Genomic DNA, 20,015 nt, shown 5'->3' on the forward strand with positions numbered 1-20,015 from the left:
CGTGGTTGAGCCAGGCGCAGAATTCTATCCGACGCGCCTAGGCCTTCTGCGGCGTCTCCGGCACCGGCGTCAGCGCCGCACCCTTATCGAACCAGGCGATGAGATTGTCGGCAACGAGATCGGCCATTGCATTGCGTGTCGGCACGGACGCGGAGGCGACGTGCGGCAGCAGCACGGCGTTGGTCGGCCCCAGCAGGTCGGCCGGCACGGTCGGCTCTTCATAGAAAACGTCGAGGCCGGCAGCACCGAGCGCGCCGGAGGTAAGAGCGGCACTCAGCGCCGCCTCGTCCACCGTCCAGCCACGGCCGACGTTGACGAGAATGCCGTTTGGGCCGAGTGCTGCCAGAATATCCGCATCGATCGTCTTGTGTGTCTGCGGCGTCTTCGGAACGATGGCGATCAGCGTATCCACCGCTTCCGCCAGCCCCTTCAACGTCGGGTGATAATCGTAGGACACATCGGCGTGGCGCGAACGTGTGTGATAACTGATCTTCACCTTGAACGGCTCCAGCCGCTTGGCGATTTCGAGCCCGATGCGGCCAAGGCCGTAAAGCCCGATATGGCGGCCCTTGAGCGAGAAGCGCGACAGCGGATAGGCCGTTCCCGGCTTCCAGTTGCCGGCACGCAGCCACGCTTCGGCCCGCGGCAACTCGCGAACCGTGTTCAGCAGCAGGCCGATCGCCGTATCGGCGACCTCGTCGTTCAGCACATCAGGCGTATTGGTGACGACAATGCCTTTTTCGGCGGCATGTTTCACATCGACGCCGTCATAACCGACACCGAAATTGGCGATCACTTCGGCATGCGGCAGCTGGTCTATCCAGGCGCCTGGGAAGGAGCCGGACACGGCGACGCCGCGGATACGGCCGGCAGTCTCGCCGTCCAGCGCAAGCTTCTCCTCGCGTGGGACGGCGATAATCTCAAACCGATCCTTCAACCTTTCGAGAACACGCTCGTGTATCTTCCCAGGAACGAGAATGGCGATGCGGGACATGGCTTTTCCTCTTGGATATGGCGGTCGGTTCAGGCGCGCGGCCGATGGGGACTGGTGGACTGGCGAATGCGCATTTCCGGTTTGATCAGATGCATGCCATCAGCCTCATGGCTGCCGGCAAGGCGATCGAGCAGCGCCCGAGCGGCCAGGCGCCCGACCTCGGCCTGACCGTTCCAGACGGTCGTTAGCGCAGGCGTAGCGATCGAGGCCTCCTCGAGATCGTCGTAGCCGGTGACGGAAATATCGCGTCCCGGCACCAGGCCCGCGCGCGCAATGCCGTTCATCAGGCCGATCGCTACGAGATCGTTCCAGCAGACGGCCGCGGTCGGCTTCTGCGGCAGCGAAAGGAAATGCACGGCCGCCTCGAAACCGCCCTGTTTCGAGCGCGGACCGGGAATGCGCAAGTTCGGATCGACCTCGATGCCGGCCTTGCGCAGCGAATTGACATAGCCCTGGTAACGGTCGCGGCCGGTGGATGTCTGGTCCGTGCCGCCGATCATGGCGATCGAGCGATGACCAAGGCCGATCAGGTGGTTGGTGGCAAGCGAGATGCCGTAGCTGTCGTCACCGCGATAGGTCGGCAGGTCCTGCCCTTCCATCGAGCGGGCGACGAGGATCGCCGGCATGCCGTTGTCTTCTGCCAGCTGCACGTCTTCAGGCGGAGTACCGATCGCCGGCGACATGATGACGCCGTCGCCACCGAGCTGCAGCAGCGTCTCGATGAAGGTGCGCTGCTTCTCGACATTGTCGTAATGGTTGGAAAGGATGAAGGTGTGGCGGCTGCGATCAAGCTCGCTTTCGATCGCCTTCAGGATCTCGCCATAGAACGGGTTCATGATGTCGTGCACGACGACGCCGATGATGCCGGAGCGCGAGGTCCGAAGGCTGGCGGCACGGCGATTGTAGATATAGCCGAGCGCGCGCGCCTGTTCCTTGATCTTCTCCCGGGTATTGCCGGCGACGAGCGGACTGTCGCGTAAGGCAAGCGATACGGTCGCCGTAGAAATGCCGAGCGTTTCGGCGATTGTCGAAAGCTTGATCTTCTGAACCACGTGTCCTCCTCCAGGCAGCACGCAAGGCAGTCAAGACCCCGCCGTCAAACCGGCGCGGCCCTTAAAATGTTTAATTAAAAGATTTAATCGATGGAAGCAATTCGTCTTTCGGGGAAATTTCAGTCTTCGTCCGGTTCTTCGATATGAATGGCTTCGGCCTGCAGATTGGCATCGATCGCCTTCAGCAATCGGACGAGATTGCGAATTTCCTTCTCGGAGAACTCCTGCGTCGCCAACTTGTCGCAGGCCGAGGCCGCCATCTCGATCCCTTGCACGCTGCCGCGGCCGAGTTCGGTGAGATAGACCTTGGTGAGGCGCGCATCCTCCGCATCGGGCTTACGCTCGAGAAAGCCCTGCGCTTCCATGCGGCCGATGGTGCGCGTCATCGTCGGCGCTTTGACGCCGAGCTTCTGGGCAAGGCCGCCGGCCGTCATGCCGTCGCTCTCGGCAAGCGAGAGGATGACGCCATCCTGGCCGGCATAGAGGCCGCTTTCGAGCAGGTTGCGCGAGAGCACTGTCCGCATGGAACGTGCCGCCTGGGTCAGAGCCGGAGAGAGATCGACGAGCGTATACTCGGTCTGATCCTTCTTCTTGGACTTGTTCTTTTTGCCGTCCTTGTGCTTCTTTCCCATAGCCATCCCTTTGATCTTTAAGCCCCGGCGCCGCTGCGATATGACATTGCTCAGGATCTCGTCATAAACAAGAGGCAACGACCGGATGATGACACCTTCGCCGCGCTTCGAGGACAGCAACCCGGCCTCTACACCTGACGGGCGCCATCTGATCGCCGTGCTGCCGCTCGGCGCCCATGAACAGCACGGCCCTCACCTGCCCTTCGAAACCGACACCCTGATTGCCGAAGGCATCGCCGGACGATTGAAGATAGCCTTGCCTGCCGGCCTGCCGGTCACCTTCCTGCCCGCCGAATCTGTCGGCTATTCCATAGAGCATATGGATGTTGAAGGAACGAAGACGCTTGCCTTCGACGAAGCGGTAAACCGCTGGCTCGGCATCGCCGAGGGGCTGGCAAAGCAGGGCATCCGCAAATTGGTGATGCTGAACGCCCATGGCGGCAATTCGCCCATCGTGACCATTGTCGCGACCGAGGCGCGGCTCCGCTTCGCCATGCTGGCCGTGGCAACGAGCTGGACCCGTTTCGGCCTGCCGGATGGCGTGGTCACGCCGGAGGAAAAGGCGATCGGCATCCATGGCGGCGATATCGAGACATCGGTGATGCTGGCGCTTCATCCCGACAAGGTTAATATGGCGAAGGCGGCGAACTTTTCCTCGCGGCAGACGGAATTCGCCGAGCGTTTCAAGCATCTGCGCGCCTACGGGCCGCACGCCTTCGGCTGGAAGATGTCGGACCTCAATGCTGAAGGCGTGGCGGGAAACGCCGCCGCCGCCACAGTAGAGAAAGGCGAGGCGCTGATTGCCCATGCGGTAAAAGGACTGGTGGAATTGCTGAGTGACGTCGATGCATTCGATGTCGCGCAACTGCGGTGACTATGGGGGCATCTGCACCGGCCAGACGACGTGATCTTATAACATTATAAAACCCTTTGAACTGCCACGCTCAAGCCATTATATGAGACCAACCGTTCAAGCAGCCGATCCCAAGCCGCTCGGCCGCACGCCTAAATCCTAGAGGTTCTCATGACCGACGCGATCTCCACCCTGAAGCCCATTCCCGTTACCGTGCTCACCGGTTATCTCGGCGCCGGCAAGACGACATTGCTCAACCGCATTCTCTCCGAAAATCACGGCAAGAAATATGCGGTCATCGTCAATGAATTCGGCGAAATCGGCATCGACAACGACCTGATCGTCGAGTCGGACGAAGAAATCTACGAGATGAACAATGGCTGTGTCTGCTGCACGGTGCGCGGCGACTTGATCCGCGTTGTCGAAGGCCTGATGCGCCGCCCAGGCCGCTTCGACGGCATCATCGTCGAGACGACGGGCCTTGCCGATCCGGTGCCAGTCGCCCAGACCTTCTTCATGGATGACGATGTGCGCGCCAAGACCGAGCTCGACGCCGTCGTCGCCCTCGTCGATGCCAAGCACCTGCGGCTGCGCCTGAAGGACAGCCGCGAGGCCGAGGACCAGATCGCCTTCGCCGACGTCGTCATCATCAACAAGAGCGACCTGGTGACCCCGGAAGAACTTGATGTGATCGAGGATATCGTCCGCGCCATCAACCCGGCCGCCCGAGTTTACAAGACCAGCCGCTCCGGCGTCGACCTCGCCCGCGTGCTCGATCAGGGCGCCTTCAACCTGGAGCGCGCGCTCGAAAACGATCCGCATTTCCTCGAGCACGGCCATGACGACCATGTCTGCGGCCCCGATTGCGATCACGACCACCACCATCATGACCATGATCATCAGCATGGTGACCACGGCCACGACCATCATCACCATGGCGCCCATCAACATGGCGCGATGTCGGCGATCCACGATGTGACGGTGCAGTCGGTGTCGCTGCGCGGCGCAGAGATGAACCCGGAGCGCTTCTTCCCCTGGATCCAGAAGGTCACCCAGACGCAGGGGCCAAATATCCTGCGTCTTAAGGGCATCATCGCCTTCAAAGACGATCCCGAGCGTTACGTCGTTCAGGGCGTGCACATGATCATCGAGGGCGACCACCAGCGGCCGTGGAAGGAAGGCGAAAAGCACGAGAGCCGTCTCGTCTTCATCGGCCGCGAACTTGACCGCGAGAAGCTCGAAGCCTCCTTCAAGGCCTGCGAGGCAGCCGCCTGATGCCGACAGTTGCACCGCTTGATCTCGACGGCCACGTTCTGGCCGTCGAATTTTTAGGTGATGTTCCCTTCTTCGCAAGCGCAAACGGTACATTCCACCGGCTGGACGGCGGCGACAGGGTTTCCGAAGCCCACCAGGGCATGCTCACCGCGATCCGCGATCCCTATAGCGAGAGCCTGATCTCGGGCGGCGAGGACGGCAAGGTGCTGCGCATTGCCGCCGACGGCAGCGTCAGCGAGATCGCGACCGCGCCGCGCAAGTGGATTTCGCAGGTCGCAGCCGGCCCGCAGGGTGCCGTTGCCTATTCCTACGGCAAGAGTTCACTGGTGCGCCTTGCCGACGGCACGACCAAGGAATTCGCCGAAGAGCGCACGGTCGAAGGCCTTGCCTTTGCGCCGAAGGGCCTACGCATCGCGGCGGCGCGCTACAACGGTGTGTCGCTGCACTGGATCGGTATGAACGCCAAGCCGGTCGACCTGGAATGGAAGGGTGCGCATACCGGCGTCACCTTCTCGCCTGATGGCAATTTCCTCGTCACCTCGATGCAGGAAAACGCACTGCACGGCTGGAAGCTCGACATCAAGCCCGGTACCGAAGCTCGCCACATGCGCATGACCGGCTACCCCGCCAAGGTGAAATCGCTCTCCTGGTCGGTCAAGGGCAAGTGGCTCGCGTCTTCAGGCGCGCCTGCGGCAATCGTCTGGCCCTTCCAGGGCAAGGACGGGCCGATGGGCAAGGCGCCGATGGAGCTCGGCACCCGCGCCAATATCATGGCGACCGCGGTGAAGTTCCATCCGCTCGAAGACATCCTCGCCATCGGCTTCATCGACGGCATGATCCTGGCTGTGCGCATCACCGACAGCAAGGAAGCGCTCCTGCGCCGACCCGGCAAGGGCGCGATCACGGCGATGAGTTGGAGCAAAAACGGCAAGCTGCTCGCCTTCGGCTCCGAAGCCGGCGACTGCGGCGTCGTCGATATTTCGGCTTGAGGCCCGTTGCCGGCGATGGACGACGCCTTGACGGAATCCGAAATCGTGGCGCTCACGGCCAATCACATGCAAGCCGCGGCCGAAATCAGACGTGTCGCCCTGTGGCAGCGGCTGCCCTGGCTGCCGGATGTCCATACGCCCGAGGAAGAGGAGCAGTATTGGCGCATGCATCTGCTACCGAATTGCTCGATCCTCGGCGCTGCCATGGGCAACCGGCTCGTAGGTGTCATCGCCTATGGCGACAACTGGATAGAGCAGCTTTACGTTCTCCCCGGGTTCCAGGGCATGGGCATCGGCTCCTCCCTCCTTGGCTGCGCCAAGGAGGAGATGAACGAGATCAGGCTCTGGACGTTTCAGCGCAATGCGGGCGCTCGCGCTTTCTACGAACGGCACGGTTTTATCGCCGAGGAGGAGACCGATGGCGCCGACAACGAAGAACGGGAGCCTGATGTACTCTATCATTGGCGCCTGCTTCCGGAGCTGACTGCTCGCCTGCAGCCATCCGGCTAGAATATGCTATCGGACCCAAGGCCATAGGATATCGGGGCTTGCCAAACGCCTTGCCCGGGCGAAACATGAAGCACGAGCAGGAAGCGCTTTGCGCGCCACCTTGGCTGATAGAGGAAACGAGAATGTCGAAATCGACCGGCCTCGGTTTGACCGAACAACAGCCGCAGGCTTTGGGCGACGCATCCGTCTGGACCGTGATCCGCGCCGAGGCCGTTGAGCTTGCCGCACGCGAGCCGATATTGCGGCGGCTGCTTGCCGCTCAGGTAACGGACACCGCTGGCAACGATGAGATCATCGCCCGCGTGCTGGCCGCGCGGCTCTCCGTGGCGCAGGTGGAAACGGGTGATCTGTTCGATCTCATCCTGTCCACACTTGATGGCGATATCATGCGAAAGGTCGAGGCCGATCTCATCGCCGTGCGCGAGCGCGATCCGGCCTGCACGACATTTCTGCACGCGCTTCTCAATCTCAAGGGCTTTCATGCGCTGCAGACGCATCGCATCGCCCATGCGCTCTGGACCGCCGGCCGTCCGGAGATCGCCAGTTGGCTCGCCAATCTCGTTTCGCTGGTCTTTGGCCCGGATATCCATCCGGCGGCGCGGATCGGCGCGTCCATCATGCTCGACCACGGTTCGGGCATCGTCATCGGCGAAACAGCGGTCATCGAGGATGAAGTGTCGATCCTGCAGAACGTCACGCTCGGCGGCACCGGCAAGGAGACCGGCGACCGCCACCCGAAGATCCGCCACGGCGTGATGATCGGCGCGGGCGCCAAGATCCTCGGCAATATCGAAATCGGCGCCTTCAGCAAAGTCGCCGCCGGCAGCGTCGTGCTCAAGTCGGTTCCCACGCATTGCACGGTCGCCGGCGTGCCGGCGACGCTCGTGCGCGTCCACCGCGTCGACGAAATCCCGGCCGAGACGATGGATCAGAATATCTAGAGCTGTCCTGAATAGGGAATTCGCCCGATCCTAGGCGGCTTGCTGATTTTCGCTGAAGGCCTCGACGCGGTTGCGGCCTTCACGCTTCGAACGATAGAGCGCCTCGTCCGCCTTCTGCATCAGCCGTTCGAAATCTCCGCCGCTTTCCGCGCGCGCGGCAACGCCGATGCTCAGCGTCGGAAAGATCGCCAGATCCGGTCGCTGCAGGACGGCAGCGGCGAAGGCGAGACGGATGCGTTCGGCAATAATCACCGCATCCTGCCGGGAAGCATTTTTCAGCACCGCCAGGAACTCATCCCCACCTTGACGGGCGAGCAGGTCGTCGGAGCGCATGATGCTTCTCGAAACACTGGCGAAAAGCCGCAGGATATCGTCGCCGGCGGCATGGCCATGCCTGTCGTTCAGCTGCTTGAAATGGTCGATATCGATGATCAGCAGCGATACCGGCTGGAAGCCGAGCGCCGGCAGATGCTGGGCAAGGCCGCCGCGATTGAGGGCGCCGGTCAGCGGATCGTGGTGAGCGAGTTCCGTCAGCTGATTTCGGCTGCGCTCGGCGGCCATCAGCACCATCGCCATGCTGCGCAGCATGATGAACGCGACCGCCGATACCGCCATCCAGCTGTGAACTGCACTGCCGCCGAAAGGATCCGGCCCGCCAATCTCACCGGTCGCCGCGAGAATGCTGCGAACCGCAAAAATCGCGGCAGTGCAGGCGTAGAGGCCGACAAGCAGCGCTGCCGAATACAGCTTCTCGCACCGGGCAATGATGATTGCCTCCCTTGCGACGGCAAGATCGCAGAGGCAGCAGATGACGGAGACGTAGAGGAGCCTCGCCGAGACTGCCGAGGGATCGCGGACAATAAGCGCGACAGGAACGCTGACGACGAAGATGGCAAGCCAGAAAGTGCGCTGGTCGAGCGCTCGTCCCGAAAACACCCGTATGGCAAAGAACATCAGCATGTAGCCGGCGATGGTGACGATATTGCCGCCGTCGATCGAGACAGAGGTGGGAACGAGATTGCGTAGCGCGACGAGAAACGAACCGACGCCGACAAGAAGGTTGCTCAAGCCCCACCAGAGCGGCCACCTCTCGAAGCGACCGGTCGCATAGGCTGCAAGCTGGAGAATGCCCAGCACGAAACAGCTCACGGCAACAATGAAATAGATTGTCCTGAGATCCAGCAGCATGGCGCTTTCCCGAAATTCTCGCGGAACTTACAGGAAGCGTTTTGCGGTTTGATTGGAGCCTTCGCTAAGAATTTAACGATCGCCGGTTTTTCCCTGCTGCATAGTTCAAAATGCGACAGACCCTTTGCGCAACTCAAAGACGCGCGGCGCTGTCGTCAAGCGGCCCGCACCGAGCCGATGATGTCCGCCAACAGACCGTGCAGCAAGTCCCTGTAGCCGTTTCGGGCAGACGGACCGCTCTCTTCCGAGGTCATGACGACGGTGAGATCGAGCGACGGCACGATGTAGAGCATCTGCCCGCCATAACCCCAGGCGAAATGCACCTGCTCGCCGCCGATCTGCCGCGTGAACCAGCCATAGCCATATTCATCGCCTGAGAAGCGCGAGTTGGTGCGCTGCTGCCACGACTGGGCGATCCAGTCGGCGGGGACGATCTGGCGGCCGTCGGCGGTCTTGCCGCCGCTACGGTAGAGTTCGCCGAAAGCAAGCAGCGACCGGGCGCTCATCGCCATCTGATTGCCGCCGAGATAGATGCCCTGCGGATCGCGCTCCCATGCGCCAATGCGGAAACCGTCGACAGGACCCAGCCATTCGCGCGCCAACACCAGCGTCGGCCGCCGGCCGACCTTGGTGAGAATGGCAGACAGCAGATGCGTGGATGCGGTGGAATAGAGCATCTCACCACCGGGCTGATCGACGAAAGGCTGCGACAGCGCAAAGCGCACCCAGTTGCGCGAGGAGACCCAGCGGCCGTAGTTCGGCCCCGACATGCGATCGAGCCCAGCCTGCATCGAGAGAAGATTGCCGATGGTGATGTCGTTGATGCGCGGGTCGGGCGTTACAGGGAGATCGGCCTTCAGGATCGGCGCGATCTTCTGATCCGGCCCAATGAGCAGGCCTTTGTCGATAGCGATACCGACCAGCGCCGAGATGATCGACTTCGAAGCGGATTTGATATTGGTCGATTCCGAGGGCGAATGACCACGAAACCCACGTTCGCTGAGCACGCGTCCGTCGCGAGCGACAATGACCGTCTTCAAAGGCCGCATCGCGGGGTCGCTCGCCACGCGATCGAGACGCGGACCAAGCCCGCCGACGGCGGAAGCCGTGCTCTGGGCAGCAGCCGGCCCCGTTGCGTCAAGCGGCAGGCAGAGGAGAAGCAGAAGGGAGAGAATGCGGATCATGTGGCGCAAGATAGGATATCGCCGCGATATGTTCGCATGCCGGCGCCACTTTTCACGCGATTGTGTTTCCGCGTGCGCCGGCGCCTTCTCGAAACTTGATGCCAGAAATACAATCCGCGCCGCAACCACACCAAGCCCGCCTGCCTGGGTGGTCAAACGGTGCGGATATTACCAGCCGGGGGAAAAGTTCCCAACCTGGCCGGCCGGTCGGCGCAGCCTTACAGCGCCGCGCTTCTTTCAGAATCGATGCGCTAGGCTGCGCGGCGAACCGGGGCACCGGCCAGCATGCGTCCCGAGGCGACGATCATGCCGGCCGCGCCGTCGAGCCAGCCTTCCGTCAATTCGAGCGCCAGAAAGCGCGAGCGTTCGAACGGACCCGGCATGACAAGATGGCGAGCCTTTTCGGCAAAGAAGCCGAAGCGCTCGTAATAGGCAGCATCGCCGACGAGCAGGACGGCACCGTGCCTACGCTTCTTCGCTTCGAGGATCGCCGCGCGCATCAGCGCCGAGCCGATGCCCTTGCCGCCGTGATGCGGCGCAATGGCGAGCGGTCCGAGCAGCAGCGCATTGATCGGCGTGCCTTCGTCATTGACGCCGGCCTCGATGTTCCAAAGCCGCACCGTGCCGATGACATGGCCGTCGCGATCGCGCGCGACGAGCGCAAGGCCCTCGGCCGGAACGCGGCTGCGGCGGATCTTCTCCGACGACTTCTTGCGGCGATCTGGTCCCATGACGCGGTCGAGCAGGTTTTCACGCGCAACGACATCCGAAGGATTTTCGGCGTCGATGGCGAAAGTGGTAGGCGCAAAGAATGCGCGGACAGAATCAAGAACAGCGGCCATCTTGGCCTCCCGTACCCAATACCGTTATCAGCGGCGATGAAGGAAAATTGTGAAGTTGCCGCCCCGGCTGGTTACGGGGCCGGCGGAAACGACCTTAGATGACGTAGGCCTTCAACGGGTCGAAACCGTTGAAAGCGACCGCCGAATAGGTCGTCGTATAGGCGCCGGTGCCTTCGATCAGGACCTCGTCGCCGATCGAAAGGGAGATCGGCAGCGGATAGAGGTTCTTCTCGTAGAGCACGTCGGCCGAATCGCAGGTCGGACCGGCAATGACGCAGGGCTCCATCTCGTCACCATCGTGTTCCGTGCGGATCGGATAGCGGATGGCTTCGTCCATCGTCTCGGCGAGACCGCCGAACTTGCCGATGTCGAGGAAGACCCAGCGGGCATCGTCATTGTCCGACTTCTTCGAAATCAGAACGACTTCCGCCTTGATGACACCGGCATTGCCGACCATGCCGCGGCCCGGCTCGATGATCGTCTGCGGGATCTGGTTGCCGAAATGCGTGCGCAGCGCCTGGTAGATCGACTTGCCGTAAGCTTCTGCGGACGGAACGTCACGCAGGTACTTGGTCGGGAAGCCGCCGCCCATGTTGACCATCTGCAGGTGGATGCCCTGCTTGGCAAGCGATACGAAGACGCGCTTGGCATCGGCGAGTGCCGAATCCCAGGCATCGACCTTGGTCATCTGCGAACCGACATGGAACGAGACGCCATAGGACTGCAGGCCAAGCTGATGGGCGTAGACGAGAACGTCGACAGCCATCTGGGGAACGCAGCCGAACTTGCGCGACAGCGGCCATTCAGCGCCTTCACCATCGGTCAGCACGCGGCAGAAGACACGGGCGCCGGGAGCGGCGCGCGAGATCTTCTCGACTTCCTCGTGGCTGTCGACCGCAAAGAGGCTGACGCCGAGCGCATGCGCGCGGGCAACGTCACGTTCCTTCTTGATCGTGTTGCCGTAGGAGATGCGGGCGGCGGTTGCACCGGCTTCGAGCGCCATTTCGATTTCGGCAACGGACGCGCAATCGAAATTGGAGCCGAGGCCTGCAAGCAGCTTCAGCACTTCCGGGGCCGGGTTGGCCTTGACGGCGTAGTAGATGGCGCTGTCCGGCATGGCGTGACGGAAGGCGTGGAAATTGTCGCGAACGACGTCGAGGTCAACCACGAGGCAGGGACCATCGGGACGTCGGGTTGCGAGAAAGTCGCGGATGCGCTGGGTGGTCATATCGATTCCCTCTTCCAATTCCAGAGCTCCGGTTTGAACCGGAGGACAAAGGGCATACGATAGCTCGCATTGGAACCAGCCGGTGGAGACCCCGGAACCATAGCAAGCGCTCGATGCGCAGATCGTGAACCAACGCCGCGGTGCGGTGTAAGTTCGGCTTTGTCTGCCATGGATTGGAGGGAGAATCCCAACCGCACTTCCGGCAATGATGGTGTGCCTCTTCAGTAACCCCCGCTGATGGAAAGCAGGGAGAGAACAAAAAGGCCCGCACCGTCGTTGCTTCAGGCGTCCTCGCATTTTCCGGTTGGCCGGAATAGCGACTGGAGGGGTTAATTCCAGGTACCTTACCGATTTCCTCACCAATTCGAGGGTTCGGCGGACACCCATGGGCACGTGCGACTTTGGGCTGAGTGGGAAATAAGAATATTCGCCTTCATAATCAAGCGATTTTTTGATCTCGGGCCAAAAAAATAATTGAACAATAGGAAGCAATTTGTTCAATATTCCGAAACAGCTGAGGGGTGCCATGGATACCTTGACCCGCATACGCGCCTTCATCGATGTCGTCGAGGCCGAAGGCTTCTCCGCCGCGGCACGGCGCACCGGCCGCTCAAAGGCGCTGCTCTCTAAATATGTGCGTGAACTGGAGGATGAGCTCGGCGCGCTGCTGCTCAACCGCACCACCCGGCAGTTCTCCATGACCGAAGCCGGCCACACCTATTACCGCACCGCCTCCGATATCCTGAAGGAGATCGACAACCTCGCCGATCTCGTGCGTGAGAACAATGCACAGCTCAAAGGACGGCTTCGCATTTCCGTGCCGCGCACCTTCGTCGATGCCGATGTCGGCCAGTCGCTGATCGATTTCGCCAAGGAGAACCCGGACCTTTCGCTGGAGATCGCCGCCGACGACCGGTTCGTCGACCTGATCGAAGAAGGTTTCGACGTGGCGATCCGCATCACCAAGCTCGAAGATTCCGGCATGATCGCCCGCAAGATCTCGGATTTCCGCATCCATATCTGCGCCACCCCTGAATTTCTCGAGCGTTATCCCGATCTCGATCACCCAACGGCCCTTTCCAGCGTCCCCTTCATCGTCGATACCAATGCGCGCACCCAGGCGAGCATCCGCTTCCACAATCCCGACAACACCTCGTTTGCCGTCGCCGTTTCCGGACCGATAGAGGTCAACAGCCCGCATGCGACATTACGCGCGGCACTTGCCGGCATCGGCGTAGCCTTCATCCCGGATTTCATCGCCCGCAAGCCGATCGAGAGCGGCGAACTGGTGACCCTGTTCAACGATTACACCCCGACCGACCGCGGCATCTATGCCGTCTACCCGCACCGGCGCTACCTGCCGGCCAAGGTAAGGATCTTCGTCGATTACCTGCACAACTGGTTCAAGAAGCATCCGTAGGGCGGCGCACCTGCGCAGCGATGCGACATTCCGCCCCGCTTCAACGTGTGGCCCCACGAATCCGATACGGAGTCCGGTCCCAATTCCGTCCCAATTTCTGGCAAGAAGTCTGGGGCAGCGAACAGGGCAGCGGGATAGATGAAACATTCAACGATACTGATGGCCGCGCTTCTTTCGCTGGCGCCGGCCGCCGCCTTTGCCCATCCGCACATCTTCATCGAGGCCCGCCTCGAAGTCGTGGCCGGCAAGGACGGCAGTGTCGAGGAACTGCGCAATGTCTGGCGCTTCGACGAGGTCTTTTCCTCCTCCGTGGTCATGGATTTCGACAAGAACACCGACCTGAAGCTGGAACCGAACGAGCTGACCGACGTCGGCAACACGGTCAAGAAGTCTCTTGCTGACTACGACTACTACATGAACCTGACGATCAACGGGAAGAACATCACCGTCCAGAAGCCCGACATCATCCATGTCGACTACAAGGATGGCCAGCTGCTGATGTTCTTCGCGGTGAAGCCGGTGGAGAAGATGCCGCTGAAGGGCAGGCTCACCTTCGGCGTCTACGACCCGACGCTCTACACCTCGATCGATTTTCCCACCGACAACGAGCTGGCGATCGTCGGAGACGGCTTCAAGGCCTGCAAACATCAGGTGGTGCGGCCGGATGCCGACGAGGTGATCTCGCAAAACAAACAGTCGCTGACGGACGCCTTCTTCAACGATCCCACCGGCACCAACATGTCCAAACTCTTCGCCACCCGGCTGGAGGTCACATGCTGACGAAACGCCTTCCCCTCATCTTTTCCGCCGCCGTCCTCGCGCTGGTGACGGCGGCAAGCCTCGCCCATGCGCAATCGCCGCTCGGCATCGGCACGGCGGAACCAAGCTTCCAGCCGACCGGCGGGCCGTTTGCGCCGCTATTTCTCTACGTCAATTACGAGCAGCAGGCTTTCTATCGGGCGCTGACCGGCGCCTTGAAGGCGATGCGCCAAGACCCCTGGCAGCTGGCTTCGCTGATCGGCCTCTCCTTCGCCTATGGCGTCTTCCATGCCGCCGGCCCCGGACACGGCAAGGCGGTCATCTCCTCCTACATGATCGCCAACGAGGTCGAGCTGAAGCGCGGCGTGGTGATTTCCTTCATTTCTGCCTTCGTTCAGGGCGTGGTGGCGGTGGCGCTGGTCGGCGGCGCCTGGCTGGTGCTGCGCGGCACCGGCATTACGCTGACGGCGGCGACCCACGCAATGGAGATCGCAAGCTTCGTCATGGTCATCCTTTTCGGCGGCTGGCTGCTGTTCCGCAAACTGCGCTCGCTGGTGGGCAACATGCCGCGCCGCCGGCTGATGGCGACGCCTGCCGGTCCGGTCAGCATGATGCTCGACTGGAAGGACAATGCGGCCGAACGCCAAGCCTATGCCTTCAACGGCAAGGCGCAGCCTGTCGAAGCCGGCCATACCTTCGTTCCCGGCATGGTCTGCGAGACCTGCGGCAATGCCCATGTGCCCGATCCGGCCTTGCTCGGCGGCGACAGGTTCAGCGCCAGCGAGGCCTGGTCGGCGATCGTAGCCGTCGGTCTGCGCCCCTGTTCCGGCGCATTGCTGGTCATGACCTTCTCACTGCTGAACGGGCTCTATCTCGGCGGCGTGCTTTCGGTCGCCGCCATGTCGCTCGGCACGGCGATCACCGTTTCCCTGCTTGCCACACTTGCCGTTACTGCCAAGAGCGCGGCCGTCCGCCTCTCCGGACGCGGCTCGACCACCTCGATCTGGGTCGGCAACGCCATCGAAATCCTCGGCGCCGTGCTCGTCATGCTGATGGGCGCCCTGCTGCTCGGGGCCTCGCTGCAGGGATAAAATTATTTTCCCCGGCGGCGCTGGTAGCGCGCCCGCAGCCAGAAGACTGCGAAAAACGCCATGATCAGGCAGACGCCGACGACAATCGCCAGCGTCGGCGAGAAATTGCCGATCCACAGCACGATGGTCGGCAGGAAATAGATGACGAGGGCGGCGCTAAGCAGGATGATGCCGGCGGCGGTCGCCTGCGAGCGGCTTTCCGGGCTCACGCGAGTCTTTCCTTTTCAAGATCGGTGCGGATGTCCTGCAGGCGGCGGATCTGGTTGCCCTCGGCGTCGAAATTCTCCGGCGAAAGCCAGGCTTCGAAGGCATCGTTGATCATCGGCCATTCGGCATCGATCATCGAGAACCAGGCGGTATCGCGGTTGCGATGCTTGGAGATCATGTGCTGGCGGAAGACCCCTTCGAAGCTGAAGCCGTAACGCGCAGCCGTCGTCTTGCTTGCCTCGTTGTTATTGTCGCATTTCCATTCGTAGCGGCGGTAGCCGAGATCCTCGAAGACATGCTTGGCCATCAGGTAGTGCACCTCGGTCGACAGCGGCGACCGCTTCATCTCGGCCCCGTGCGCCACCCCGCCGATCTCGACGACGCCGTTTGCCGGGTCGGCGCGCATGTAATTCGCCATGCCGACAATCTTGCCGGTGGCGTTGTCGCGAAAGATGTGGGTAAGCCAGCCGGACTTGGTGTAGACGGTTTCCAGCCAGTTGGCGAAATCGTCGATACCGGAGAAATCGTCCTGGGCGAAATAGAGAAGCAGGGGATTGATGCCCATGCCGCCGAGCCCGTCCCACAGCGCCTCGAGATGTTCGGCGCGCCGATAGGGCTCTACGGTAACGAAACGGCCCTTCAGCGTGACCGGCTTCGGCGCCGGGCAGCCCTTGAAATTTGCAAGATCGCGCATGGTCACTCCCCTTTTCGGAAGAGTGGATAGGCCAGCCGCCCGACAAAGGCAACCGGCCTAAAGCGCATCGCGCTTTAGGCCCTTATTTCCACGCATGTCGTTGTCGCAAAACCGCTGCACACTTTTGCGCGACATGCTTTAGATGTCACTGTGACAAGGTCACCTTGGCGGAGGACACCGTCGCCTCGATATGGTCGACCAGCTGGTCGGCAAGGCCGAGGCGGCCGGCAAGCAGATCGAGATAACCGCGCTCGGCGCGCGAATCCGGGTCGATGGTGAGCCGCGAGGCGGTGTAAAGCTCGACGCGTTGTTCTTCCGTCGTCGCGGCGGCAACGAACGCATCGATATCCGTCGGCGAAGCGAGTTCATGCTCGATGAAGGCCGCGGCCTCGCCGCTGACATCGGCGGCCTTGACCTTATCCATGATGAGGGCGCGTTCGGCATCGTCGATGTGGCCGTCGGCCTTGGCGGCGGCGATCATCGCGCGGATCAGCACCAGCACGAATTCATTGCTGCCGGCGGGCGACGCTGGTCCGAAACCGGATTCGACGGGCGGCGGCAGGAGCACCGGATTATTGGCGGACGGTGCATCGGAAGGGGCAGCGGGCGCCTGCCCGGCCTGATAATTCTTGTAGGCCTGGTAGCCGAGGCCGGCAATCGCGGCAAGACCGCCGATCGCCAGTGCATTACCGGCAATACCACGACCGGTCTTGGTGCCGAGCAGCGCGGCGGCAATCGCGCCGGTCTTCATCGGATTATTCCTGGCCGTCTGCACGGCATCGCCCGCCCTGTCGCGGACCGAACCGCCGAGACCTGGCACCTGCGAACCCAAGAACTGGTCGAGAAGCTTTTTTGCGTCGAACATTCCTCGTCATCTCCCTGTTGAAGCTGGAGGGAACATAGGTTTGCGACGGCTGAAATACAAATATGGGGAGCGGGATTGAGCCGTCAGGCTCACCCGCCCCTGCCGAAACTCAGGCCTTCAATGCGGCAGCCTCTGCCGCGAGCCTGGTGATGCCAGCCCAGTCGCCGGCCGCGACCAGTTCCTTCGGCGCCACCCACGAACCGCCGACGCAGATGACGTTCGGCAGCGAGAGATAATCATTGGCGTTCTTCAGCGAGATGCCGCCGGTCGGGCAGAACAAGGTGCCAGCAAGCGGCGAGGACAGCGCCTTGAGATAAGCGGCGCCGCCGGCCTGCTCCGCCGGGAAGAATTTCAGCACCTGGTAGCCTTCCTCGCGCAACGCCATGACTTCACTGGCGGTCGCGGCCCCCGGAAGCAGCGGCACGTCGGAATCGGCGGCGGCATCGAGCAGTTCCTGCGTCGTGCCCGGGCTGACGATGAACTTCGACCCAGCCTCGACGGCGGCTTCCCAATGGGCGACATTGAGGATCGTGCCGGCGCCGACTTCGGCTCCTTCGACCTCGGCGGCGACGGCACGCACGGCCTCGAGTGCCGCCGGCGTGCGCATGGTGATCTCGATCGCCTTCAGGCCGCCCGCGACGAGCGCCCGGGCCAGCAGAACCGCCGATTTCGCATCGTCGACGATCAAGACCGGAACGACAGGCTGGAGTTTCAGGATGGAAAGGAGCTTCTCTGTTTTCTCGCCCATGGTCGCGCGACCTCCTTAAAACGATTGAATTCGGACCCCGAATAACGCCCTCGCGGAACCTTGTCGAGATAAAACCGGACCACATGCCGAGAAGGGTATGAAATGGGTGGAAATTGGGCTACCGTGCCGCAATCGTCACAAAAGGTTCACTGGTATGGCGAAAGAGATCGAGCGGAAGTTCCTTGTACGCAGCGATGGATGGCGTGCCGCTGTCGAGACGAAGTCCGTCCTCCGGCAGGGTTACATCGCCTCGATGGACGACCGTTCCGTGCGAGTGCGCATACTCGACGGCAGGAAGGCGAGACTGACGATCAAGATCGGCCGCAGCACCATCACCCGTGACGAATTCGAATACGACATCCCGATCGCCGATGCCGAAGAGCTGTTGCGCAACGCGATCGGCGTCGTCATCGAGAAAACGCGCTACCGCGTTCCGCATGAGGACTTCGTTTGGGAAGTCGACGTGTTTACCGGCGAGCATCGGGGACTGGTGATCGCCGAGGTGGAAATGACGTCGGAAACCGATGATCCCGCCCTGCCCACCTGGCTCGGACGCGAAGTGACCGGAGATTTCCGTTACTCTAACCAGGCCCTTGCCACAGAATACGGGCACGACAGGCATGGCCTATCGCATTCGGCCTGACGCCGATTTCACCGAGGCGTTCCGTAGCGTCGCGACCAAGCAGCTGGAACACGCCGTCACCATCCTCGATGAACGCCCGGATGGCGCGCATGAGGCGATCCATTCATTCCGCAAGAATCTGAAACGACTACGCTCGCTCTACCGTCTCGTGGCCCGCGACGTGCCGGATTTCCAGCGCCGCGAAAACGCAAGGCTGCGCGATGCCGCACGCTCGCTTTCGGCGATCCGCGACGCTGCCGCCCTTATCGGCACCGCCCAATATCTGCAGCATGCAGCCCGCGAGAACGAGGAGAGCGAGGCGCTCGGCCGCATCGTCACCATTCTCGAAGGGCGCCGTGACTGGATGGCGGAAGCCGAAAGCGGCCTGGAACAGCGGCTGGCGGAAACCTCCGGCGTTCTGAAGCAGGCGATCGCCGCCTTGGACGCCGTCTCCTTTGATGGCGGACACCGCAAGAATGCCCGCATGCTGGCAAAAAGCTGGCGCCGCACCGCACGGAAGGCCAAGGCGGCGCTTGCGGCCTGCCACGGCGGGGCATCGGCCGACGATTTCCACGATCTGCGCAAACGCACCTACGACTATCGGCTCTACCATGCCCTTCTGCGCGACGTCTGGCCGGGCGCGATGAAGGCCAAGCGCGATGCGGCCAAGGAACTCGTCGAGGATCTCGGCCACATTCACGATCTGACCGTACTCTCCGAACTGGTCGAGGCCGAACCACAGCTCTTCACCCGCAATGACGACCTGGCGCATCTGCTCGACATCATCATCTTCCGCCAGCAGGAGGACCGGCGGCAAGCGCTGATCAAAGCCGAAGCCGTCTTCGCCGATGATGCCGACGAGGAAGCCCAGCGCATCGAGCTTCTCTGGCTGATGGCCGGAAACTGAGAGAAGGCCGCCGCCGGCGAAGGCAATTGCGCGGCCCGCCGATTTTCTGTATTTCCGCCCCATGACCGACAGCCCGACACACACCAGCCCGTTCCTCGTGGCCGCACTCTATCATTTCGTTTCTGTGCCGCGCTTTGCCGACCTGCAGGCGCCGTTGCAGACGCTTTGCGAGGAGAACGGCGTCAAGGGAACGCTGCTTCTGGCGCATGAAGGCATCAACGGCACGATCGCGGGCCCGGATGCCGGCATTCACGCCGTGCTTGCCTTCCTGCGCGCCCAGCCGGAATTTTCGGGCCTCGAGCACAAGGAAAGCCACGCCTCGAAAATGCCCTTCCTGCGCATGAAGGTGAAGCTGAAGAAGGAAATCGTCACCATGGGCGTCGAAGATATCGACCCCAACAAGGTGGTCGGCACCTATGTGGCGGCCAAGGACTGGAACGCGCTGATTTCCGATCCCGATACGATCGTCATCGACACCCGCAATGACTACGAGACAGCAATCGGCACTTTTCGCGGCGCGCTCGACCCAAAGACCAAGACGTTCCGCGAATTTCCCGATTGGGTGCGCGCAAATCCCGGTCTGCACAACAAGCCGAAGGTCGCCATGTACTGCACCGGCGGCATACGCTGCGAGAAGGCCACCGCCTTCATGAAGGCTGAGGGCTTCGACGAGGTCTATCATCTGAAGGGCGGCATCCTGAAATATCTGGAGGAAGTGCCGCAGGAGGAGAGTCTCTGGGATGGCGCCTGCTTCGTCTTCGACGAGCGTGTATCCGTCGAGCACGGGCTGAAGCAAGGCGAACACCGGCTCTGCCACGCTTGCCGCAACCCGATCACCGCCGAGGAAATGATCTCGCCGCTCTACGAGGAAGGCGTTTCCTGCAGCCACTGCTACCACACCCGCACGGAAGAAGACCGGCTGCGTTACCGTCAGCGTCAGCACCAGATCGCGCTCGCAAGAAGGCGCGGCCAACGACATATCGGTAGCTGAGCCAGATTTCTGTGTGGATCAAC

Annotated in this window: 22 protein-coding genes; 11 read left to right on the forward strand and 11 right to left on the reverse strand. The window is 61.9% G+C overall.

Going from position 1 to position 20,015, the window contains the following annotated elements:
- Positions 1–37: 37 nt before the first annotated feature.
- From AC25BC_RS18615 to AC25BC_RS18625, 3 genes are all read right to left on the reverse strand, one after another.
- Positions 38–994, reverse strand: coding sequence for a 2-hydroxyacid dehydrogenase (locus AC25BC_RS18615; protein ID WP_113546986.1), 957 nt, complete (start codon positions 992–994; stop codon positions 38–40).
- Positions 995–1,023: 29 nt separating this feature from the next.
- The gene (locus AC25BC_RS18620; protein WP_128438545.1) at positions 1,024–2,046 is read right to left on the reverse strand and encodes a LacI family DNA-binding transcriptional regulator; all 1,023 of its coding nucleotides are present in this window, start codon (positions 2,044–2,046) and stop codon (positions 1,024–1,026) included.
- Positions 2,047–2,165: 119 nt separating this feature from the next.
- On the reverse strand, positions 2,166–2,678 hold the full coding sequence (locus tag AC25BC_RS18625; RefSeq protein ID WP_012759007.1) for a MarR family winged helix-turn-helix transcriptional regulator: 513 nt from the start codon (positions 2,676–2,678) through the stop codon (positions 2,166–2,168).
- 85 nt (positions 2,679–2,763) lie between these two features.
- Between AC25BC_RS18625 and AC25BC_RS18630 the strand changes: the two genes are divergently transcribed.
- The 5 genes from AC25BC_RS18630 (at position 2,764) to cysE (ending at position 7,246) form a co-directional block, all read left to right on the forward strand.
- Entirely contained in the window at positions 2,764–3,552 is a 789-nt protein-coding gene (locus AC25BC_RS18630; protein ID WP_113546985.1) for a creatininase family protein, read from the forward strand.
- A gap of 150 nt (positions 3,553–3,702) precedes the next feature.
- A complete protein-coding gene (locus AC25BC_RS18635) occupies positions 3,703–4,806 on the forward strand; it encodes a CobW family GTP-binding protein (RefSeq protein ID WP_128438546.1) in 1,104 nt (367 codons plus the stop codon).
- Positions 4,806–5,795: a WD40 repeat domain-containing protein gene (locus AC25BC_RS18640; RefSeq protein WP_012759010.1), complete on the forward strand. Its 990-nt coding sequence runs from the start codon at positions 4,806–4,808 to the stop codon at positions 5,793–5,795. The genes AC25BC_RS18635 and AC25BC_RS18640 overlap by 1 nt, the downstream gene beginning before the upstream one ends.
- A gap of 15 nt (positions 5,796–5,810) precedes the next feature.
- Positions 5,811–6,305 (forward strand): GNAT family N-acetyltransferase, encoded by a 495-nt coding sequence (locus AC25BC_RS18645; RefSeq protein ID WP_012759011.1) that lies wholly within the window; start codon positions 5,811–5,813, stop codon positions 6,303–6,305.
- 122 nt (positions 6,306–6,427) lie between these two features.
- A complete protein-coding gene (gene cysE / locus AC25BC_RS18650; RefSeq protein WP_012759012.1) occupies positions 6,428–7,246 on the forward strand; it encodes a serine O-acetyltransferase in 819 nt (272 codons plus the stop codon).
- Positions 7,247–7,276: 30 nt separating this feature from the next.
- Here the strand turns inward: cysE and AC25BC_RS18655 are convergent, their stop codons facing one another.
- The 4 genes from AC25BC_RS18655 to odc2 all read right to left on the reverse strand — a co-directional run bounded on the left by AC25BC_RS18655 (position 7,277) and on the right by odc2 (position 11,688).
- Positions 7,277–8,434, reverse strand: coding sequence for a GGDEF domain-containing protein (locus AC25BC_RS18655; RefSeq protein WP_012759013.1), 1,158 nt, complete (start codon positions 8,432–8,434; stop codon positions 7,277–7,279).
- A gap of 155 nt (positions 8,435–8,589) precedes the next feature.
- On the reverse strand, positions 8,590–9,618 hold the full coding sequence (locus AC25BC_RS18660; protein WP_012759014.1) for a serine hydrolase domain-containing protein: 1,029 nt from the start codon (positions 9,616–9,618) through the stop codon (positions 8,590–8,592).
- Between the two features lie 251 nt (positions 9,619–9,869).
- The gene (locus AC25BC_RS18665; protein WP_012759015.1) at positions 9,870–10,460 is read right to left on the reverse strand and encodes a GNAT family N-acetyltransferase; all 591 of its coding nucleotides are present in this window, start codon (positions 10,458–10,460) and stop codon (positions 9,870–9,872) included.
- 94 nt (positions 10,461–10,554) lie between these two features.
- Entirely contained in the window at positions 10,555–11,688 is a 1,134-nt protein-coding gene (gene odc2 / locus AC25BC_RS18670) for an ornithine/lysine decarboxylase (protein ID WP_003542992.1), read from the reverse strand.
- A 526-nt stretch (positions 11,689–12,214) separates the two neighbouring features.
- Here odc2 and AC25BC_RS18675 point away from each other — a divergent pair.
- The 3 genes from AC25BC_RS18675 (at position 12,215) to AC25BC_RS18685 (ending at position 14,958) form a co-directional block, all read left to right on the forward strand.
- The gene (locus tag AC25BC_RS18675; protein ID WP_003542994.1) at positions 12,215–13,108 is read left to right on the forward strand and encodes a LysR family transcriptional regulator; all 894 of its coding nucleotides are present in this window, start codon (positions 12,215–12,217) and stop codon (positions 13,106–13,108) included.
- Between the two features lie 138 nt (positions 13,109–13,246).
- On the forward strand, positions 13,247–13,888 hold the full coding sequence (locus AC25BC_RS18680) for a DUF1007 family protein (protein ID WP_012759016.1): 642 nt from the start codon (positions 13,247–13,249) through the stop codon (positions 13,886–13,888).
- Positions 13,882–14,958, forward strand: a complete 1,077-nt coding sequence (locus tag AC25BC_RS18685) for a nickel/cobalt transporter (RefSeq protein ID WP_017995206.1) — start codon at positions 13,882–13,884, stop codon at positions 14,956–14,958. Before AC25BC_RS18680 ends, AC25BC_RS18685 begins: the two co-directional genes overlap by 7 nt.
- A 2-nt stretch (positions 14,959–14,960) precedes the next feature.
- Here the strand turns inward: AC25BC_RS18685 and AC25BC_RS18690 are convergent, their stop codons facing one another.
- From AC25BC_RS18690 to AC25BC_RS18705, 4 genes are all read right to left on the reverse strand, one after another.
- Positions 14,961–15,167, reverse strand: a complete 207-nt coding sequence (locus AC25BC_RS18690; protein ID WP_012759018.1) for a hypothetical protein — start codon at positions 15,165–15,167, stop codon at positions 14,961–14,963.
- Positions 15,164–15,859 (reverse strand): GNAT family N-acetyltransferase, encoded by a 696-nt coding sequence (locus tag AC25BC_RS18695; protein WP_012759019.1) that lies wholly within the window; start codon positions 15,857–15,859, stop codon positions 15,164–15,166. The genes AC25BC_RS18690 and AC25BC_RS18695 overlap by 4 nt, the downstream gene beginning before the upstream one ends.
- 145 nt (positions 15,860–16,004) lie before the next feature.
- Entirely contained in the window at positions 16,005–16,724 is a 720-nt protein-coding gene (locus tag AC25BC_RS18700) for a tellurite resistance TerB family protein (protein WP_012759020.1), read from the reverse strand.
- A 109-nt stretch (positions 16,725–16,833) separates the two neighbouring features.
- Positions 16,834–17,472: a 2-dehydro-3-deoxy-phosphogluconate aldolase gene (locus tag AC25BC_RS18705; protein WP_012759021.1), complete on the reverse strand. Its 639-nt coding sequence runs from the start codon at positions 17,470–17,472 to the stop codon at positions 16,834–16,836.
- Between the two features lie 154 nt (positions 17,473–17,626).
- On the opposite strand from AC25BC_RS18705, the gene AC25BC_RS18710 reads away from it, so the two are divergent.
- From AC25BC_RS18710 to trhO, 3 genes are all read left to right on the forward strand, one after another.
- Positions 17,627–18,115 (forward strand): CYTH domain-containing protein, encoded by a 489-nt coding sequence (locus tag AC25BC_RS18710; protein ID WP_012759022.1) that lies wholly within the window; start codon positions 17,627–17,629, stop codon positions 18,113–18,115.
- Positions 18,093–19,001: a CHAD domain-containing protein gene (locus AC25BC_RS18715; protein ID WP_012759023.1), complete on the forward strand. Its 909-nt coding sequence runs from the start codon at positions 18,093–18,095 to the stop codon at positions 18,999–19,001. Before AC25BC_RS18710 ends, AC25BC_RS18715 begins: the two co-directional genes overlap by 23 nt.
- Before the next feature lie 61 nt (positions 19,002–19,062).
- Entirely contained in the window at positions 19,063–19,992 is a 930-nt protein-coding gene (gene trhO, locus AC25BC_RS18720; protein WP_012759024.1) for an oxygen-dependent tRNA uridine(34) hydroxylase TrhO, read from the forward strand.
- Positions 19,993–20,015 lie beyond the last annotated feature (23 nt).

The organism is Rhizobium sp. WSM409 (genome assembly GCF_057653825.1).

Excerpts from the sequence above, each read along its gene's own strand:
- AC25BC_RS18615 (WP_113546986.1), bottom strand. The coding sequence starts at position 994 with ATGTCCCGCATCGCCATTCTCGTTCCTGGGAAGATACACGAGCGTGTT.
- AC25BC_RS18625 (WP_012759007.1), bottom strand. The coding sequence starts at position 2,678 with ATGGGAAAGAAGCACAAGGACGGCAAAAAGAACAAGTCCAAGAAGAAG.
- AC25BC_RS18630 (WP_113546985.1), top strand. The coding sequence starts at position 2,764 with ATGATGACACCTTCGCCGCGCTTCGAGGACAGCAACCCGGCCTCTACA.
- AC25BC_RS18635 (WP_128438546.1), top strand. The coding sequence starts at position 3,703 with ATGACCGACGCGATCTCCACCCTGAAGCCCATTCCCGTTACCGTGCTC.
- AC25BC_RS18640 (WP_012759010.1), top strand. The coding sequence starts at position 4,806 with ATGCCGACAGTTGCACCGCTTGATCTCGACGGCCACGTTCTGGCCGTC.
- AC25BC_RS18645 (WP_012759011.1), top strand. The coding sequence starts at position 5,811 with ATGGACGACGCCTTGACGGAATCCGAAATCGTGGCGCTCACGGCCAAT.
- cysE (WP_012759012.1), top strand. The coding sequence starts at position 6,428 with ATGTCGAAATCGACCGGCCTCGGTTTGACCGAACAACAGCCGCAGGCT.
- AC25BC_RS18655 (WP_012759013.1), bottom strand. The coding sequence starts at position 8,434 with ATGCTGCTGGATCTCAGGACAATCTATTTCATTGTTGCCGTGAGCTGT.
- AC25BC_RS18660 (WP_012759014.1), bottom strand. The coding sequence starts at position 9,618 with ATGATCCGCATTCTCTCCCTTCTGCTTCTCCTCTGCCTGCCGCTTGAC.
- AC25BC_RS18665 (WP_012759015.1), bottom strand. The coding sequence starts at position 10,460 with ATGGCCGCTGTTCTTGATTCTGTCCGCGCATTCTTTGCGCCTACCACT.
- odc2 (WP_003542992.1), bottom strand. The coding sequence starts at position 11,688 with ATGACCACCCAGCGCATCCGCGACTTTCTCGCAACCCGACGTCCCGAT.
- AC25BC_RS18675 (WP_003542994.1), top strand. The coding sequence starts at position 12,215 with ATGGATACCTTGACCCGCATACGCGCCTTCATCGATGTCGTCGAGGCC.
- AC25BC_RS18680 (WP_012759016.1), top strand. The coding sequence starts at position 13,247 with ATGAAACATTCAACGATACTGATGGCCGCGCTTCTTTCGCTGGCGCCG.
- AC25BC_RS18685 (WP_017995206.1), top strand. The coding sequence starts at position 13,882 with ATGCTGACGAAACGCCTTCCCCTCATCTTTTCCGCCGCCGTCCTCGCG.
- AC25BC_RS18695 (WP_012759019.1), bottom strand. The coding sequence starts at position 15,859 with ATGCGCGATCTTGCAAATTTCAAGGGCTGCCCGGCGCCGAAGCCGGTC.
- AC25BC_RS18700 (WP_012759020.1), bottom strand. The coding sequence starts at position 16,724 with ATGTTCGACGCAAAAAAGCTTCTCGACCAGTTCTTGGGTTCGCAGGTG.
- AC25BC_RS18705 (WP_012759021.1), bottom strand. The coding sequence starts at position 17,472 with ATGGGCGAGAAAACAGAGAAGCTCCTTTCCATCCTGAAACTCCAGCCT.
- AC25BC_RS18710 (WP_012759022.1), top strand. The coding sequence starts at position 17,627 with ATGGCGAAAGAGATCGAGCGGAAGTTCCTTGTACGCAGCGATGGATGG.
- AC25BC_RS18715 (WP_012759023.1), top strand. The coding sequence starts at position 18,093 with ATGGCCTATCGCATTCGGCCTGACGCCGATTTCACCGAGGCGTTCCGT.
- trhO (WP_012759024.1), top strand. The coding sequence starts at position 19,063 with ATGACCGACAGCCCGACACACACCAGCCCGTTCCTCGTGGCCGCACTC.